Genomic DNA, 21,556 nt, shown 5'->3' on the forward strand with positions numbered 1-21,556 from the left:
ACTATAAACAACTCATATAGGCTTCTATGTCTCTATGAAGCAATTTTTACATTAACCCCTTAAAAAGTAATGCTCTTGATATATTCATAATTTCCTACACTTGATGTGCAGTTATTGGGCTGCCCTATTCGTTTACACTGCTACCCTCAAATAACAACTTTAATAATCACAATTTTCGTTCATAGAGTTGCATCTTTTGTGCTCTCTACTTTTCCATTAATGCAAGAGGTGTCTCTTTTATTCCTTCTAATTTATTTAGTAGATACTTAGCTATCTTTTCAACTGCGGGGGAGCCCACTATTTCTTCATGTGATCCAGGGACTGAATACTTATTTACTCTTCCTTTTAATAAAGGTCCCCAATCTGTAAACAACTCTTTTCCTTCCTCAGCACTAAAGTAGATAACTTCTCCAAAGTATGGTATCAAATCATGCCCTGCCATGATGTTCAGGCATTTCCTATGAGCATTGATAACTTGCCTCAAATTCATAAGATCTGCATCAGGCGGTAACACTCCTTCTATAATTAATCGCTCCACAAGCATATCTTGTTGATGGACGAGTTCTCCTTCCTGCTCTGTAAGATCTCTAGGAATGAAATGCTTAGATATATATGAGAGCATATCCTCCCTTGTTTTATGATCCTCCCCTGAAGGTACTTTAGTATCCATGAGTACCAACAACTCAACTTCTTCTCCTTGATTCCTTAGTACAGTTGCGATTTTATAAGCAATTGCACCGCCTAAAGACCATCCTCCAAGATGATATGGGCCTTCTGGCTGAACACGTTTTATTTCTTCGATGTAAAGTTGAATTACTTCCGACAAGGTCAACTCGTCAATTCCTCTCTTTTCTATGAGAGGATTCTGTAAACCATAAAATGAACAGTGGTTCTTAAGCAATCTTGCTAGTTGAATGTAACAGAATACATTCCCCATAAACGGATGAACGCAGAAGAAAGGTCTTTTCTCTGATTCTTGTAGTGGAACTGGAGCTGATACAGATTTTGTCATACCATGCTTATCACGAATAAGGCATGCAATTCCTTCCACTGTGGGATTCTTAATCAATGTAGACACTTTAATCTCTTTTCCAAACTTCTCCCTAATTTTTGAAACCAATTTGATTACAAGGAGAGAGTGTCCCCCTCTATTAAAGAAATCATCATTTACATAGACATCTTCTATTTGTAGCAAATCCTGCCAGATTTTAATCAACTGATATTCAATTTCATCCCTTGGAATGATTGGTGTAGAGAAGTTATTTTCTCTTTGAATAGTTAAACTGTTCAATGCCTTTCGATCAACTTTTCCATTCGTTGTAAGAGGAATCGTATCTACCTTAATAAAGTGTGCGGGAACCATATAATTCGGTACTTGTGTCTTGAGATATTCACGCCATTCATGTATACTCCCATCTCCAACTACATAAGCGACCAATCTCTGCTCTCCTAATTTATCCTCTGTTACCAAAACTACTGCTTCTTTCACCAATGGATGACTCTCTAGATTCGCTTCAATCTCTTCAAGTTCAATTCGGAAACCCCGAATTTTCACTTGATTATCGATCCTTCCCAAGTAGTCTAAATTACCATCAGATAAATAACGAACCAAATCTCCCGTCCGATATAAACGCTCTTCTTCATTAAATGGATGACGGATGAATCGCTCTGCTGTTAATTCTGGGCGATTCAAATATCCTCTCGCTATACCTGCACCACCAATATATAGCTCACCTGTTACACCAACTGGAACAGGTAACAAATTTTTATCCAATACATAAGTTTGAACGTTCGGCAACGCACGCCCAATTGTAACTCTCTTACTATCTGTTTTGATATGATAGCACGTTGCATCAACCGTACATTCTGTAGGACCATATACGTTATAAAAATCAATTTTTTCAGTCTCTACTAGCTGTTCCCATAATGACGGCATGATTGCTTCACCACCGACCAGTATCTTGCTTGGTACATGAACATCAGCGCTTGTTTCTAGCAACCCTTCATCTATAAGTAATTGAAGTAATGAAGGTGTCATATCAAACATTTCCAACTCATTCTCTCTAATATAGGACACAAATTGTTCCGGATTAGTGCGAACTTCGCTTGGAATAATATATAAACTTGAACCATACAACAACATTTGTAATTGCTGAATAGATACATCAAAGGCAATTGACGCATTTAAACCGATACGCATATTACTAGGTATCTCATGTGAGAAAACTTCTTTTTGTAAACCATATGATAGATTTATTACAGAATGGTGCTGTACTAAAGCCCCCTTTGGATTCCCCGTCGATCCTGAAGTGTAGATAACATACGCTAGGTTTTCCCCTGTTATCTCACATATTGGTGAAAGTTTGCTTTCTTGAGAAATCATTGCTTGATCCCTATCTAGACAAACTGCCTTGATTTCTTTAGGTATCCAACCCACTAATGCCTCATTTGTAACTAATACTTGAATTTCTGTGTCTTCCAGAATATATCGTAGGCGACTTTCCGGATAGGATGGATCTAATGGAACATAGGCTGCCCCAGCCTTCCAAATTCCCATGAGGCCAACAACCATCTCAACAGAACGCTCAAAGCAGAGGCCAACCAATGATTCAGTCCCAATCCCACATTTCTGAAGATAATGGGCCAATTGATTAGCTTTTTCATTCAGCTCCCGATACGTTAGTTGCTGTTTTTTATCCACTACTGCCACCGCATCGGGTGTACGATTCACTTGCTCTTCGAATAATTGATGAATCACATTCTCCCGTGGATAGGATATAGCATTATCATTCCATTCTTCCAATAGTTGTCTTTGTTCAGTTTCCGTAATATATACCAGCTCCGATAGAGTTTGATCAATGTTTTTGAGCATTTGCATTAACACTTGGTGTAAATGGCCTAACATTCGTTCAATAGTTAATCTATTAAACTTACTACGGTCATACATTAACTTTAACGATAACTGGATTCCTGGAACTACAGCCAATCCTAATGGGTAGTGGGTTTGTTCTACTCCTTCCAATTCACCAATTTCCAGATTTTCTGAAGACTCCTCTTTCACTGGATAATTTTCAAACACATATAAACTATTGAACAGTGGTGTCCCTCTAGGAACTTCACTCCACCCCTGAATCTCTGTCAAAGAAGCATACTCATATTGTCTTCTTTCTATCTCTTCCTCTTGTATCTTCTGCAACCAAACCATTACTTTTATATCATCCATCAATTGAATTCGCGTCGGTGACGTTGTAATGAAAGGACCTACGATGTTTTCAACATCAATAATCTCCGTAGAACGCCCTGAGCTTGTTACACCAAAGACAATGTCATTTTCTCCACTATAGCGGCTCATGAGATATGCCCATGCACCTTGAATTACTGTACTCAAAGTAAGTTTATTGCGTTTCGCCCATCCTTGTAACGCTTGGGTCTGCTCTTCTGATAAATAAGTAACCTTCTCTGTGTAACCTTTTTCTTCCTCTTTACTTTTTAAGCCCAGCAAAGTTGGTGCAGTAAAACCTTTAAGTTTCTCTCTCCAAAATTGTTCCGCCTGCTCCTTATCTTGTTCTCTTAGCCATTGGATATATTTCTTATATGGCGATGAATTAGGTAAATTCACAGCTTCTCCATTCATTCTCTTTTGATAGATTGTAAGTAATTCATTAAAGACCAGTGGTAAACTCCATCCATCCAGCAAAATATGGTGATGTGTCCAAACAATCCGATATTCTTCCTCACCTTCTTGAATGACCGTTACCCGCATCAATGGCGCTTCATCAAATAGGAAGGCTTGTTTTCGATCTAATGCCAAAAAGACTTTTCTTTTTTCCTGTATCTCTTCAGTTGTCATTGTGCGCCAGTCTTCTTTGTTCACCTTAAATGGAATATTTTCATACACCACTTGTAAAGGTTCTTCAATTTCGCCCCAAACAAATGCTGTACGGAAAATTTCATGCCGCTGAATTACAGATTTCCACGCCTGCTCAAAAGTAGGAATATCCATTTTCCCTTTAATCATAAAACTTAATTGCACTATATACGGCGCAACATGTTCATCCCCTTGGTCATGCAACGTGTGGAAAATCATACCTTCTTGCAAAGGTGATAGTGGATATAAATCCGTAATTGGATAGTTCTTTCCACGATTCATCTTAGTTAGTACGTTTGTCAAACTCGCTTGGTTAAGATTAGTCATCCCAAAATCTGAAACGGTCAGTGCAGATTCTCTATCTGAGGATTGAATCAATCTGCTCAGTTGATGAAGCATATTCTGTGCAATACTTTGAATCGTTGATTTCGCGAATTGTCCAACATCGTATACCCAAGTGAACTGAAGTTTTCCATCCGTTACAACCCCTATTACATCAATTAAATGCGATCGCTTGGAACCGGAAGCATGATCTAAACGCTTAAATTCGTTCTCCGGAATAAACATTGCATCGTTAGAAAACATTTGGTCAAATTGTCCAAGATAGTTAAAACTAATAGACGGTGTATGTTGAGAGCCCAATTGCTCACACAGTGTTGCGTTCATGTAACGCAACACTCCATAGTCAACACCCTTATTAGGAATTTTGCGTACTTGTTCTTTAACTGCTTTTAATGCTGCAATTGGCGTGTTGGCACTAGTAATATTTAAGTGAACAGGATAAATACTTGTAAACCATCCCACGGTTCTCGATAAGTCAACATCTTCAATAATCTCTTCTCGACCATGCCCCTCTAAATCCACGCTTAATATCGGCTGCCCTGTACATTCTGCCGTAGCTTGTACCAATGCTGCTAATAATACTTCATTAATTTGGACACGATGAGTGCTTAAAGTCTCTTGCAATAACATACGGGTCTCATTCTCATCTAACACCACAGTAATTTCCTCAGTTACTGCGCTTACCGGATCACTTATGGTACCATCTACCGGCAGTATAACTACGTCTTGTTCAGACTGCTGCTCCCAGTAATGCAGCACTTCTTGCGATATTCCAGATTCAGCGTAATGATGTAATTTCTCCGACCACTCTTTAAAGGATGTACTCTTTATAGGTAATTGAATTTTCTGCCCCTGAATTGCTTGAGTATACGCTGTTTGCAGATCTTCCAATAAAATCCGCCAAGAAACACCATCCACGGCTAAGTGATGAATCGTCCAAAATAATCGGCCAGTCTTCTCACCTTCATCAAAATACACCATTCTCATTAACGGACCATCATGTAAATTCAAACTTCCTTGTGCAATATTAATCTCTTTTTGAATAACTTGATGCCAATCGTCTTCCGGCACTTCGTCTAATGAAATGACAGTCAGCATCAATTGTTCTTCTATTCCTTCATTCCACTGTTTCCAAGCCCCATCAGGTAAACGTTCATATCTTAAACGCAGGGCATCATGATGAAGTAAAAGATTACGCACTGACTTCTCCAGTGATACTATGTCCAGTTTCTCTTTCGTTCTAAAGAACATGGATTGATTCCAATGATGTGGGTTAGGATGATTTTGTGCAAAAAACCTTTGCTGAATAGGTGTAAGTATCGTATCTCCAGTTATAATTCCCTGTTCGGCTTGTACACCTTGTTCTTCTTTGACTACTTGTGCCAACTCTGCAATCGTTTGGTGTTCAAATATTTGTTTTGGTGTCAATTGTAAACCAGCTTGCTTCGCACGAGAGACAATCTGAATGCTAAGAATTGAATCCCCACCAATTTCAAAAAAGTTATCATGAATACCAATACGTTTTGAACCCAGCACACGTTCCCAAATGATAGAAAGCATATGCTCACGTTCATTTCTTGGGGCCACGTAGCCTTCTTGTGTTCCTTGATAATCTGGTATAGGCAACGATTTCCGATCAACCTTTCCATTTATGGTTAGCGGTAACTCTTCCATTTCGACAAAATAGGAAGGTATCATATGGATTGGCAGTTTTGTTTTAAGATACTCGCGCCATTCTTCTAAACTGCCTTCGCCCACTACATAAGCTATCAGCCTCTTATCTCCCGACTGATTTTCCCTAACTATTACAACTACCTCTTTTACCAAGTAATGCTCCTGTAAGATCGACTCAATCTCCCCAAGTTCAATTCGAAATCCTCTAATCTTCACTTGATTATCCATTCTTCCTAGATAGTCTATATTACCGTCAGGAAGATATCTCACGAGATCTCCCGTTCTATATAACCTCTCGCTCTTTTTGAAAGGATGGGAAATAAATCGTTCGGATGTTAACTCTGGGCGATTCAAGTATCCCCTCGCTAAACCTGCTCCTCCGATATAGAGTTCACCCATCACACCAACTGGAACTGGTAACAAATTTCTATCCAATACATAAGTTTGAACGTTCGGCAACGGACGCCCAATTGTTACTCTCTTACTATCTTTTTTGATATGATAGCATGTTGCATCAACTGTACATTCTGTAGGACCATATACATTATAAAAATCAATTTTATCAGTCTCTACTAGCTGTTCCCATAATGACGGCATAATCGCTTCGCCGCCGACCAATACCTTACTTGGAACATGAACGCCATCGCACGTTTCTAACAATCCGCCATCTATAAGTAATTGAAGTAATGAAGGTGTTATATCAAAGATTTCTAATTTGTTCTCCCGAATATAAGCTACAAACTGTTCCGGATCACTTCTAACTTCATTCGGAATAATATACAAACTTGAACCATGCAACAGCATTTGTAATTGCTGGATAGATGCGTCAAAGGCAATTGACGCATTTAAACCGACATGCATGTTAGATGATATCTCATGTGCGAAAACCTCTTTCTGTAAACCATGCGACAAGTTTATTACAGAATGATGCTGTACCAAAACACCCTTTGGATTCCCCGTCGATCCCGAAGTATAGATAACATACGCTAGGCTTTCTCCTGTTACCTCACATTTTGGTGAAAGAATGCTTTCTTGTGAAATCATTGCTTGATCCCTATCTAGACAAACTACCTTGACTTCTTTAGGTATCCAATCTTCTAATGATTCGTTCGTAACTAACACTTGAATTCCAGTGTCCTCCAAAATATATCGTAGGCGACTTTCTGGATATGATGGGTCCAATGGAACATATGCTGCTCCAGCCTTCCAAATCCCCATAATACCAACAATCATCTCAACTGAACGCTCAAAGAAAAGTCCAACTAATGATTCAGTCCCAATCCCACATTGCTGAAGATAGTGGGCCAATTGATTAGCTTTTTCATTGAGCTCTCGATATGTTAACTGCTGTTTTTCATCTACCACTGCCACCGCGTCAGGTGTACGATTTACTTGCTCTTCAAACAGCTGATGAATCGCACTTTCTTGTGGATATGCTACGGCATTATTATTCCACTCTTCTAACTGTTTTTGCTGTAATCCTGATAGTATAGGTAACTTAGCTAATGATTTATCAGGATGTTCCACGATTAAATTCAACCAGTTTCCAAAATGTTCAGCCATAGATTCAATAGTTAAACTGTCAAATAACTCAGTCCTATAAACAAAATTAAGCGATAAACCCTCTTCCACTTCTGCAGCAGTTAAACTTAAATCAAACTTAGCGATTGGAGCGTTGCTCTCCATTACTTCTATATTTCGTCCATGTAGCTCTGGTAGTTCCTGTTCCGTATTTTGCAGTGTAAACATGGTTTGGAAAATCGGAGAATGACTTGTACTTCGTTCAGGTTGGATAACCTCTACAATTTTCTCAAACGGAACATCTTGATACTCATACGCCTTCAATGCTTTTAACCGCACTTGAGACAACAACTCTTGAAATGCCGGTGCATTACTTAAATCAGCTCTATAAACCAATGTGTTGACAAAGAAACCAATCAGCCCTTCAATTTCTCGATAATTTCGATTTGCAATTGGGCTGCCAACAATAATATCCGATTGTCCCGTATAACGGGCAAGGAAACTTTGATACGATGCCAATAAGGTCATGAAAAGCGTGGCCCCTTCTTGACGACTTAGTTCGTTTAATTTATCCAGTAATGAGCGTGACAACAACACATTATGAGTTAATCCATGGTGAGTTTGCACTAGAGGACGCGGACGATCCATCGGCAACATTAAGACTGGTAACTCACCAGATAATTCTTCCTTCCAATATGCAAGCTGTTGATTTAGTACTTCATCTTTCAACCATTCTCTTTGCCACTGAGCAAAATCGGCATATTGAACTGGTAGTGGTGCAAGCTCTGCTGGTTTTTCACCAATCGCCTCCTCATAAAATGCTATCCATTCTTGGAGCAAGATTTCCATCGACCATCCATCTGAGACAATATGATGCATATTACACAGAAGAACCCATTCTTCGTCTGAAATTTTCACGATTTGTCCACGGAACAATGGTCCTTGTTCTAAATCAAATGGAGATTCGACTTCAGTTTGAACCCATTGCTCTAATTCTCTTTCTCTCTCCTCTAATGAAAGCTTAGTTAAGTCCATTTGCGGAAGAGGACGGAAAATATACGGTCGAATCTGTTGCACAGGATGACCGTCCACTTCATGAAATACCGTACGCAAAGATTCATGACGCTCTATCAACTGATTCCATCCCAACTCCAATGCTTCAGGTAACCAATTTCCTTTAAGGCGGCATACCATTGGCATATTATAAAGTGCACTATTAGGTGCAAACTGATCAATAAACCATAAGCGCTGTTGGGCATAAGAAAGTGGAATATTATTTCCTCGTTCCATCGGCATCAATGATGGAATTTCTCGTTTTTCGCTCCCCTTACGTAACTGATCCATTCGTTTCGATAATGCCTCGACCGTTGAATATTCGAACAGTTCGCGTACCGGTAATTTAATTTGAAAGATTTCTTGTAAGCGTGAGACCACTTGTGTAGCAAGTAAAGAGTGACCACCAAGCTCAAAGAAAGAATCCTGAACACCAATGTCTCCTATTCCTAGCACTTGACTCCACACTGAAGCGATAAGTTCTTCCAGCGGAGTTCGTGGGTATACAGTATTTTCAGTAGATAGTTCACTAAGTATAGGCAATGCCTTCAAATCAAGTTTTCCATTCGGTGTAAGTGGTAAAAATTCCATCTCAATAAAGTTTGTTGGAACCATATAATTTGGTAAATGTGTTTGTAGATGTTCTCGCCATCCATCGACACTTCCTTCACCCACTATATAAGCTACTAATCTCTTGTCACCTTGCTTATCCTCCCGTACCAATACAACCGCTTCTTTCACAGAAGAATGTGCCTGTAAAACTGCTTCTATTTCTCCCAATTCAATCCGGAAACCACGAATTTTCACTTGGTCATCTATACGACCATGGAACTGGAGATTACCATCAGAAAGATAACTTGCTTTATCCCCGGTGTAATAGAGACGTTCTCCTGACTTGAAAGGATGTGGAATAAATTTTTCCTTTGTGAGATCCGGACGATTAGCATATCCACGTGCAAGACTCTTCCCTCCAATATATAAATCTCCAATCACACCAATTGGTACTAACTGAAGATGAGAATCTAAAACATAAACTTCTGTATTCGCAATCGGTCGACCAATCGATGGCGTACCTTTTGTCACTCCTACAGGTACATAACAATCCGTGGTAACAACGGTATTTTCCGACGGACCATACTGATTGATTACCGCAAAAGGAATATCTTTAGATGGATACTGCGTTAATTGATCCCCACCAGTAATGATAAAATGAAGATCCGTTTTATCTGGCCAAGATAATTTCAAGAGTCTTTCCAGAATAGGCGTAGGTGCAAAACTAGCTGTTATTCGCGAATCAATGAGCCAGTCTCTTAGTGCTTCTGGATTAATTCTCAGTTCCTCTGTTGACAAGTAGAGTGCTGCACCAGCAGTTAGATACGGCCAAATCTCCTGGACAGCCGAATCAAAGGCAATTCCCGCAATCTGGGTCGCACGATCCTCTGTTGTAATACAATAAACTTCTTGATGCCAAGAGACCATATTCATTAATGAGCGATATTCAACCATGACGCCCTTTGGCTTTCCTGTAGAACCAGAGGTATAGACGATATAAGCTAAGTTCTCTGGATTTATCTGCCGTGTAGGTGCAGTTATACTTTCCACTGTTAATTCTTCTAACCTCACCATTTCGACGTGTTCGAAATGGTCTTCTTGTCCTTCCGCTGTCACTACAATTTGAATTCCTGCATCTTCAATCATGTATTCTAACCTTGATTTTGGATACAACGGATCTAAAACGACATAAGCTCCACCAGCTTTTAAAATGCCTAGTAAACTTGCCATGAGCTCAGCTGACCTCGGAAGATAAACTCCCACGACTGACTCTGGAGCGACTCCTTTTCGCTGTAAAACATTTGCCAACTGATTTGCTTGTGCATCCAGTTCACCATAAGTCCACTTTTTTGTTTGATCAACTACGGCAATCGCATCAGGACGCCTTGCAACTTGTTCCTCAAACCTGTCGCAAATAAGACCTTGAGGGGACATTTCCATTACAGTGTCATTCCATGCTTCTAATAACAAATTACGCTCAGCTTCCGATAGCATGCTCAGGTCATGCAACGGATTTTGTGGGTGATGGGAAACTTCGTGTAGCCATTTCTCAAAGTGTCCTGCCATCCGTTCAATAGTTGTAGCATTAAATAAATCCTTATTATATTCAAAAGTAAAAAGTAATCCCTCTTCCGTCTCAGCTACCATTACACTTAAATCAAACTTTGCGATTGGACTATGGCTTTCTATCATTTCAATACTTCTACCAGATAACACCGGGAACTCTTGTTTCATATTTTGCAAGATGAACATAGTTTGGAAGATTGGCGAATGACTTGTACTCCGCTCTGGTTGTACAACTTCTACAATTTTTTCAAAAGGGATATCTTGATATTCATACGCCTTCAATGCCTTTTGACGAACCTGAGACAGAACATCCTGAAATGTCGGTCTACCACTCAGATCAGCCCGATAAACCAACGTGTTGACGAAGAAACCAATTAGTCCTTCAATTTCTCTATAATTTCGATTAGCAATTGGACTTCCTACCAGAATATCTTCTTGTCCCGTATAACGTGATAGAAAACTTTGATATGCAGCTAACAGGGTCATGAAGAGTGTAGCCCCTTCTTGTCGACTTAATTCATTCAATTTGTCATGTAGAGTGCTTGGCAGAACCAGAGTGTATGTCGATCCATAATGAGTTTGTATTGCAGGACGCGGGCGATCCATTGGAAGTTGGAGTACAGGAAGCTCCCCAGACAATTCTTCCCTCCAATATTGGAGTTGTTGATCAAGCACTTCCTCCTTCAGCCATCCTTTTTGCCACTGAGCAAAGTCGGCATATTGAACTGGTAATGGTTCAAGTTCTGCTCTCTTTCCATCCGTGGCTTTCTCATAGAATGCCATCCACTCTTCAAGTAGGACTCTTATTGACCATCCATCTGAAATGATATGATGTAGAGTACAAAGGAGAATCCATTCTGCCTCTCCCACTTGCAAAATACTTGCCCTAATCAGTGGACCCTCGCCTAAATCGAATGGCACTTCTGTTTCTTGTTGAATCAAACGTTTAACTTCTTCTTCTCGTTCTTCTGGAGAAAGCATAGTTAAATCCGTTTTCGGAATTGCTCGAAAAGCATACGGTTCAATTTGCTGCACGGGTTGACCGTTCAATTCATGAAAGACCGTCCGTAATGATTCATGACGCTCTATTAGCTGATTCCATCCCGTTTCCAATGCCTCAGGTAGCCAACTCCCTGTAAGGCGGCATACCATTGGTATATTGTAAAGTGCACTATTAGGAGTAAATTGATCGATAAACCATAAGCGCTGTTGGGCATAAGAAAGCGGAATAGTTTCCCCTCGTTGCATCGGCATTAGTGGTGGAATCTCTCGTTTTCTATCTCCTTTACGTAACTGATCTATTCGCTTTGCCAGTGACTCCACCGTTGCATACTCAAATAGTTCACGTACCGGTAATTCGATTTGAAAGATTTCTTGTAAGCGTGACACTACTTGAGTTGCTAGTAGCGAGTGACCACCGATGTCAAAAAAAGAATCCTGAACACTAATATTTCTTATACCTAACACTTGACTCCATACAGAAACGATGAGCTCTTCCACTGGTGTTCTTGATGAAGTAATATCTTCACTTATGAACTGTGCCTCCAATTCCAGTAAAGCTTTCCGATTCACCTTACCATTTGGCGTGAGTGGCATCGATTCAACTTGGAAAAAATATGCTGGAACCATATAATGTGGCAATTGCTTCTTGAGATATTCACGCCACTCTCCAGTATCTCCTTCACCCACTACATAAGCTACTAACTGCTTATCTCCTGGTCGATCTTCCTTCACCAACACGACAGCCTCTTTTACAGATGAGTGATCATGTAAAGATGCTTCAATCTCTCCCAATTCAATTCGGAATCCTCTAATTTTCACTTGGTTATCTATTCTTCCAATATACTCCAAGTTACGATCATTCATATATCTCACCAGGTCACCCGTTCGATATAATCGTTCCCCTTCCTTAAAAGGATGCGGGATAAAACGTTCAGTAGTTAACTCTGGTCGATTGAAGTAGCCACGTGCCAAGCCTACTCCTCCAAGGTAAAGTTCCCCCGCCACACCAATCGGTACCACCTGTTGATGTTGATCCAACACATACAACTCTGTATTATCAATTGGACGACCAATTGGAATAAGCATTGGTTCTTTTTCTAAATCACAATCATAATAAGTAACATCCACAGTCGCTTCGGTAGGGCCATACAAGTTAATTAACTTTGTTTGCTGAACATCGTAAAATACCCCCTTAAACCGGCGAACCTGTTCAGTATTTAATGCTTCTCCACTAGTAAAAACCTGATTTAAAGACGATACATCCCTTTTCGAATTATTTTGTTCCATATAATCTAAGAAAGTAGATAACATCGACGGAACAAAGTGCATGGTGGTCACACGATATCGTTCGATGTACTTCTCAATCACCCCAGAATCTTTCTCTCCTCCTGGTGTAAGTAAACAAACACGTGCTCCTACAAATGACCACCAAAATAATTCCCAGACAGAAACATCAAACGAAAACGGTGTCTTTTGTAGGATTGTATCCTCCTCAGATAATAAATATTTTTTCTGCATCCACTGTAGGCGGTTGATAACCGAATGATGTTCAATCATTACTCCCTTAGGATTTCCCGTCGAACCCGAAGTGTATATGATATAGGCTAAGTTATTTGCTGTTACCCCACTCACTGGAGCCAAATTACTCTCTTTAGAAATCATTGCGTGATCCCGGTCTAAACAAATTGCTTGAATATCTTTAGGTAACCAGTCCTGTAGTGCCTCTTTTGTTAACAGCACTTGAATTTGTGAATTCTCTAAAATGTATCTCAGGCGGTTTTCGGGATAACTTGGGTCCAGTGGGACATAAGCCCCACCTGCTTTCAAAATCCCAAAGAGACCAATAATCATATCTGGAGAACGTTCAATACATATACCGACCAATGATTCAGGTCCTATACCTCGTTTTTGTAGATAATGTGCCAATTGGTTCGATTTTTCATTGAGTTCTTGATACGTTAGCTTTCCACCTTCATAAACTACCGCCACTGCATCAGGTGTACGTGCAACTTGCTGCTCAAATAGCTCATGAATCATACACTCATGACCATAAACTACGTCAGTATCATTCCATTCTTCTAGGAGTTGTTTCTGCTCTGTGTCCGATAACATTGACAGCTTTGTATATGATTCATCTGGATGATACACGATTTCATTTAGCCAGTTCTCAAAATGGCCTGCCATACGTGCAACGGTACTACTATCAAATAAATCCGTGTTGTATTCAAATGAGACAAATAGACCTTCTTCCACTTCATAGGCAGTTAAACTCAAATCAAATTTTGCAATAGACATATTACTTTCTACCATTTCGATACTTCTACCAGGCAAATCTAGTCGTTCTTGTTTTATATTCTGTAGTGTAAACATGGTCTGAAAGATAGGAGAATGACTCATACTTCGTTCAGGTTGCACAGCTTCTACCACTTTTTCAAATGGTATATCTTGATATTCGTAAGCTTTTAACGCCTTTTTCTTTGTTTGGTTCAAAATCTCCCGAAAAGTAGGGGTGCCACTCAAATCTGATCGGTAAACCAACGTATTAACAAAGAAACCGATTAATTCTTCTACTCCCTTATGATTCCGATTTGCAATCGGACTTCCGACTAGAATATCTTTTTGTCCCGTATAACGAGCAAGAAAGCTCTGGTATGCAGCCATTAAAGTCATAAATAAGGTAGATCCTTCTTGTCGACTTATATCCTTTAATTGACTGAGTAATCTATAAGGAAAAATCACGTGATGCGTATCCCCGGCATAAGTTTGCGTAACCGATCGAGGTCGGTCCACTGGCAGTTGTAATATAGGAAGCTCACCAGACAATTCTTCCTGCCAATACGTAAGCTGACGATTTAGCACATCACCTTGCAACCACTCCTTTTGCCACTTCGCAAAGTCTGCATATTGAATGGATAGTGAACTTAATTTAGCAGGATTCCCGCCAGCTTCTTCTTCATAGAAAGCAAGTAATTCATTCATGAATATACCGATGGACCAAGCATCAGAAATAATATGATGCATCGTACACAGTAATAACCATTCATCCTTCCCTAATTGAACAAGCTGGTAACGAATTAAAGGGCCATTCATTAAATCAAATGGTTTTTGCGCTTCTCTCGCAATTAAACTATCTACCTCTTTTTCTTTTACTTCTAGAGGAAGCTGAGAGTAATCCCTTACAGGTAAGGCTCTAGGAAGGAATTCGACAATTTGTTGTACAGGTTGCTCTCCTACTTCTTTAAAAACAGTTCGTAATGATTCATGACGTTCAATAAGTCGATTGAATCCCTTTTCTAATGCTTCAGGAATCCAACTTCCTTTTAGATGCCATACCGTTGGAATATTATATAAAGAACTGTTTGGGTTAAATTTGTCCATAAACCACAAACGTTGTTGTGCATAAGACAATGGGAGTTCTTCTTTATTCTCCTTTTTTTGCATTTGTTTCTGAAGCCAAGCTCTCTTCTCAGGAGAAAGTGAACTCAGCTTTGCAAGTAAATCACTTCTCATTTTTTTACCCCCTCCTCAACCAAATTACTCTCGAATATCCCTTGTGCTTCTTCCTCTGATAGCTCTTCTAATTGCTTAAGCAGTTCTAGTAATTCTTCATCATTACTCACTTCTGCTTCTTTTTGAATGTAGTCTTGAAGACTTACATTCTCCTTACTATCATTCTGCATTTCTAGATTTTTGTTATAGAGCAATTGATCAATCTGTTCTGCCAATTGCTGCACCGTATGAAACGTAAATAAATCATGCAATGGTAACTCGATTCCAAAAGCATCTTTAATATTGGAAACAGCTTGCGTAGCAAGTAATGAATGCCCACCTATTTCAAAAAACGAATCCTGTATTCCAATATTTTCTACACCTAAAACTTGATGCCATATCGAAACGATTGTTTTTTCCGTAGGTGTACGGGGAGCAATATAACCACTCGCTATCTCCTGTCTTTCTGGTGCTGGTAAAGCCTTCCTATCAATTTTTCCATTTGGAGTGAGTGGAAATGCATTCAATCTGACAAAATATGATGGAATCATGTAATTTGGTAGCTGGTCCTTAAGATAATCACGCCACTTATGAGCATCCCCATCTCCCACAACATAGGCAATCAAATGTGGATCACCAGGATAATCTTCCCGTACCATCACAAGAACTTCGTTAATTAATGCATGCTTTTGTAATGTCGCTTCAATTTCTCCTAGTTCAATCCGGAACCCACGAATTTTTACCTGATGATCGATTCGGCCAAGATACTCCAAATTTCCATCTGGCAAATACCTTACTAAATCTCCAGTCCGGTATACTCGCTCTTCTTCTTTAAAGGGATGCGTTATAAAACGATCTTTTGTTAAGTCAGGGCGGTTTAAATATCCACGCGCTAATCCAGATCCACCAATATAAAGCTCACCAACTACACCAATTGGAACCATTTTTTGTTCAGCACTCAGTACATATACTTCTGTATTGAAGACGGGTTTACCAATTGGTGGTACCCTATGCATGACACCCTTTTCTAATTCCATATATGTGGAATACGTAGTATCTTCGGACGGTCCATATAGGTTGTACACCTTCTCAATCGTACTTCTCTCGTATAAATCTTGAACAAGTGAATATGGTAATGGTTCTCCAGCCAAATTCATCACCTTTACTGAAGAAGGAATTGTTTTTGCTCGAACTAGTTCCTTCGCTGCCGATGGCACAGTATTAATCAAGGTCACACCCTTGGTAGACAACTTGTCTAGATGCAGAGCATTTTCAGCGACAATCACCTTACCACCCATCGTTAAGGGAACAAACACTTCAAAAACGGATAAATCAAAGGATAGCGAAGTGGAAGCCAATACCCCAGCTAAATCCTTTCGGGAATATGTCTGATGGGCCCAATGAATCATTGTTACTGTATTCCTGTGCTCAATCATTACCCCCTTTGGATTTCCAGTGGAACCTGAAGTATAGATAATATAGGCTAAGTTATCACCCGTCACTTCACTCGTACACACTGTAGCTACTTCTTGTTCTATTTCTGCTCGATCACGATCAATACAAATCACGTCAACGGATTTAGGTATAACCATTTTTTGCTGTAACTTTTCCTGTGTCACCAGTACCTTAATATGAGCATCCTCTAAAATATATTGCAGTCGACTTTCCGGATACGCTGGATCAATTGGAACATATGCTCCTCCTGCCTTCATAATTCCTAAGAGACCAACAATCATCTCGGATGAACGTGTAACGCAAATCCCAACCAATGATTCGCATACCACACCATTTCTCTGTAAATAATGTGCTAGCTGATTTGAGCGTTCGTCCAACTCTCGATATGTTAGTTCTTCATCTTCGCATGCTACTGCAATTGCTTCTGGTGTTTTTTTCACTTGTTCTTCAAACAATGTATGAATCGTGCTTTCTTGTATATCTACAACACCTGATTTATTCCATTCCTCTAGTAGTTGCTTATATTCTACTTTCGATAACATATTCAGTTCTGATAATAAATATTTTGGATGAGAGACAATTTGATTTAACCAATGTTCAAAATGACTTGCCATACGTTCAATGGTTGTATCATTAAACAAATCAGTATTGTATTCAAAGGTTAGCGATAATCCTTCTTTCGTCTCCGAAGCAAATAAACTCAAATCAAATTTTGCAATAGAAGCATGACTTTCCATGAGTTCCATGTGTCTTTCAGATAGCTGGGGAAACTCTTGTTTCGTATTCTGTAAAGTAAACATGGTTTGAAATATCGGTGAATGACTTGTATTCCGTTCCGGTTTTACGGATTCTACCACTTTCTCAAATGGAATGTCCTGATACTCGTATGCTTTTAGTGCTTTTTTTCGTACCTGCGACAAAAGTTCTTGGAACGTCGGATTTTCACTGAAATCAGCTCGATAAACCAACGTATTTGCAAAGAAACCTATTACCCCCTCAATCTCTTTAACATTTCGATTTGCAATTGGGCTTCCAACCAAGATGTCGTCTTGTCCTGTATAACGAGAAAGGAAGCTTTGATACGCTGCCATCAATGTCATAAATAAAGTGCATCCTTCTTGCAGACTTAAATCTTTGATCTTTTCCTGTAGGGAATTCGCCACCATTAAGGACTGACTTGCACCACGGTGGGTTTGAACCGCAGGTCGAGGACGATCCATCGGTAATTGTAAAACCGGTAGCTCCCCAGACAATTCTTCCTTCCAATATTGGAGGTGTTGATCCAAATTCTCTTCTTTTTGCCATTCCTTCTGCCACATGACAAAGTCTGCATATTGGATAGATAACTCCTTCAATTCCACCGGTTTTCCGCTTAGTTCTCCTTCATAAAAAGCCATCCATTCTTCAAGTAAGATTCCCATTGACCATCCATCCGAAATAATATGATGCATCGTACAAAGGAGAACCCATTCTTCCCTGTCCACTTTCAATACTCGTGTTCGAATCAGAGAACCTTGTCCAAAATGAAATGGTTCCTCCGCTTCGTTTTGAATGAGCCGTTTCATTTCTCTTTCCCTATCTTCCAAAGAGAGATCTGTTAGATCCGTTTGAGGGATATGTCTGAATTCATGAGATTGAACCTGTTGAAAAGGTTCACCCTCTTGTTCTAGAATTATCGTCCGTAATGATTCATGACGCTCCAACAACTGATTCCATCCGGCCTCCAATGCTTCAATTGACCATTTACCTGTTAAGCGACACGCTGCATGAATATTGTACATCGCACTATTTGGCATTAATTGATCAATAAACCATAGACGTTTCTGCGCATAGGAAAGTGGAATAGATTCTTCTCGTGTCATAGGTACAAGGGGTCGAAACTCTCGTTTTTTATCTTCTTTGCGCAACTGATCTACTCGTTTCGCTAATGCTTCCACTGTATCGTGCTTGAAAAGTTCACGTAGCTGGATTTTAACCTGGAACAATTCTTGTAATCGAGAGACGATTTGAGTGGCGAGTAGTGAGTGCCCACCCTGTTCAAAGAAGGAATCCTGAATACTGATATTTTCTGTTCCTAACACTTGACTCCAAACCGAGGCAATAAGCTCTTCCGATGGCGTCCGAAGTAGAACATTTAAATCTCCAATAGTTTGCTCATCAGGTGCTGGCAAGGCCTTTCGGTCGATTTTCCCATTCGGAGTAAGCGGGAACTGTTCCAACTCTACAAAGTGCGCTGGAATCATATGATTCGGCAATTGGTTTTGTAGATACTCTCTCCACTTTCGGGTATTTCCATCGCTTATTACATATGCAACCAATCGCTGATCGCCCGGACGATCTTCTCTAACTAATACGACAGCCTCTTTAATAAACGAACATCTTTCTAAAGTCGCTTCAATTTCTCCTAGTTCAATCCGAAAACCACGCATTTTTACTTGATAGTCCATTCTACCTATAAATTCTATATTTCCATCAGTTAGATATCTTACTGAATCTCCTGTTCGATATAGTCGTTCCCCCAATCGAAATGGATGCGAAACGAATTTTTCAGCAGTAAGATTCGGGCGATTTAAGTATCCACGCGCTAAACCAGCACCACCAATATATAACTCACCCTCGATTCCTATTGATTGCAAGCGTTGATTTTGGTCTAATACATATAATTGCGTGTTTTGTATCGGCTGCCCAATAGAAACAAATTCTTGATTAGTCTGAATGTCAAATGCATTTACATAAATAGTGGCTTCAGTTGGTCCATAAAAATTGGTTAATTTTACTTGTCCGCTATGATTCCATTGCTGTTGAAATCGTCTAACTAATCCTGAACTTAGTTCTTCTCCACCAGAAAACACATGACGTACGGACGAACATTTCATGTTCAATTCAATATGATTGAAGTGATCTAAGAAAACAGATAACATAGAAGGAACAAATTGAACTATAGTAACCTGATATTTTTCAATCACTTCAGCTATAATGGAAGGATCTTTTTCTCCACCTGGAGGCAGGAAAGATACACTTGCTCCAACGTGAATACCCCAAAATAACTCCCAAACAGATACATCAAATGAGAATGGGGTTTTCTGCAAGACCACATCCTTTTCAGAAAGTGGATATTTATGTTGCATCCATTCTAGGTAATTGATTACTGAATGATGCTCAATCATCACTCCCTTTGGATTCCCTGTAGATCCTGAGGTATACATAACATACGCTAAACTTCTTCCTGTTACACTACTTGTACATGAGGTTGATTCTTGTTTTTCAATTGCAGTATAATCTTTATTCATACAAATCGTTTCAATATCTTCAGATACATATAAATTTTTCGAATTTTCTTCCGTCACTAGTACTTCGATTCCAGCATCCTCTAATATATAACGAAGCCGACTCTCTGGATACGTAGGATCAAGTGGAACATACGCCCCTCCTGATTTTAGAATCCCTAATAACGCTATCATCATTTGTAATGAACGTTCCATATATACCCCGACTAGAGACTCTGGACCTACACCACGCTTTTGTAAATAGTGTGCTAGCTGATTCGCACGCTCATCCAATTCTCTATAGGTAATTTGTTCATTTTCGTAAATAGCTGCAATTGCTTCTGGCGTTTTCTTAACTTGCTCCTCAAACACCGTATGAATCATGCCTTCAGCTGAATATTTTACTTGAGTATGATTCCATTCCTCTAGTAACTGTGTCTGCTCTTCCACTGTTAAATGAGTAATTTCAAAGAGTTTTGAATCTAGGCTCTTCGTCATCTGAATTAATATTTGCAATAAGTGACCCTGAATCCGATTTATTGTTTCTTCATTAAAATAGCTTCGATCATACATCAACTTTAAAGTAATTTTCTTACCAGGCATTACAATGAGTGTTAAAGGGTAATTTGTTTGTTCCGCGCTTTTAACATTTAGTAATCTTAAATCATCATTTCTCTCACCTTGAATTGGATAATTTTCAAACACATACAAAGTATGAAATAAGGAGCTATTCCGCGGAACCTCACTCCACCCTTGAATATCAACTAATGAATTATACTCATATTGTCTTCGTTCCATTTCTTTCATCTGTATTTTACGAAGCCAATCTACGACTGATGTATCATCCGTTAATCGAATTCTAGTAGGTAATGTGTTAATAAATAGACCCACCATATTCTCTGCTCCTATCAAATCAGTAGGACGTCCAGAGCTAGTTACACCAAATACGATATCACTTTCACCGCTATACCTACTCATCAAATAGGCCCATGCGCCTTGTACTAACGTATTCAATGTTAATCGACTATTTCGTACCCACTCTTGTAAATTCTCAGTGATTTCCTCAGATATCTGATAAACACACTCTCCATAGCCCTTCTCCTGTCCTTGATTCTTTCTTTCCATCGCTAATGGCGTAGGTGCATAAAACCCCTTTAATTCTTCTGTCCAAAATTTTTCTGCTTGACTTTGATCTTGTTTATTTAGCCACTGGATATATTTTTTATAAGGAAGAGATTTAGGAAGATTCAACAATTCTCCCTTTATCATCTTGAGATAAACTTCCATCACTTCACTAAAGACCAATGACACACTCCACCCATCTAGCAAAATATGATGATGTGTCCAAATGATTCTCATTTCCTCTTCTGTTTCTTTAATCGCAGTGATTCTCATCAATGGTGCTTCATCCAATAAAAATCCTTTTCTACGATCTGCAGTCAAAAACTGGTGTAATTTCTTCTCCCTCTCCTCATACGAATGAGTACTCCAATCCTCTTGATGAATAGTAAAAGGCAGACGTTGATAAACTGCTTGTAGGGGTTTTTCTACTTCCTCCCACACAAATACTGAGCGTAGAACCTCATGTCGATGAATAACATATTCCCAAGCCTTTTCAAAAGTAGCAACATCCAATTGCCCCCCAAGTAAGAAGCCTACTTGTACAATGTAGGAATAAGAATGTTCATCATCTTGATCGTATAAAGTATGAAACAGTATTCCTTTTTGTAAAGGTGATAATCCATATATATCAATAACATCTCCCATT

2 protein-coding genes are annotated in these 21,556 nt (G+C 39.4%); both read right to left on the minus strand.

Features of this window, described 5'->3' with window-relative positions:
• Positions 1-205 precede the first annotated feature (205 nt).
• A complete protein-coding gene (locus tag KFD70_RS24645; protein ID WP_336454157.1) occupies positions 206-15,088 on the minus strand; it encodes a non-ribosomal peptide synthetase in 14,883 nt (4,960 codons plus the stop codon).
• A complete protein-coding gene (locus tag KFD70_RS24650; RefSeq protein WP_431613446.1) occupies positions 15,085-21,555 on the minus strand; it encodes an amino acid adenylation domain-containing protein in 6,471 nt (2,156 codons plus the stop codon). The genes KFD70_RS24645 and KFD70_RS24650 overlap by 4 nt, the downstream gene beginning before the upstream one ends.
• Between the last annotated feature and the right edge of the window lies 1 nt (position 21,556).

The organism is Bacillus pfraonensis, assembly GCF_050768835.1.
In the GTDB taxonomy this organism is placed as follows: Bacteria; Bacillota; Bacilli; order Bacillales; family Bacillaceae_G; genus Bacillus_A; species Bacillus_A pfraonensis.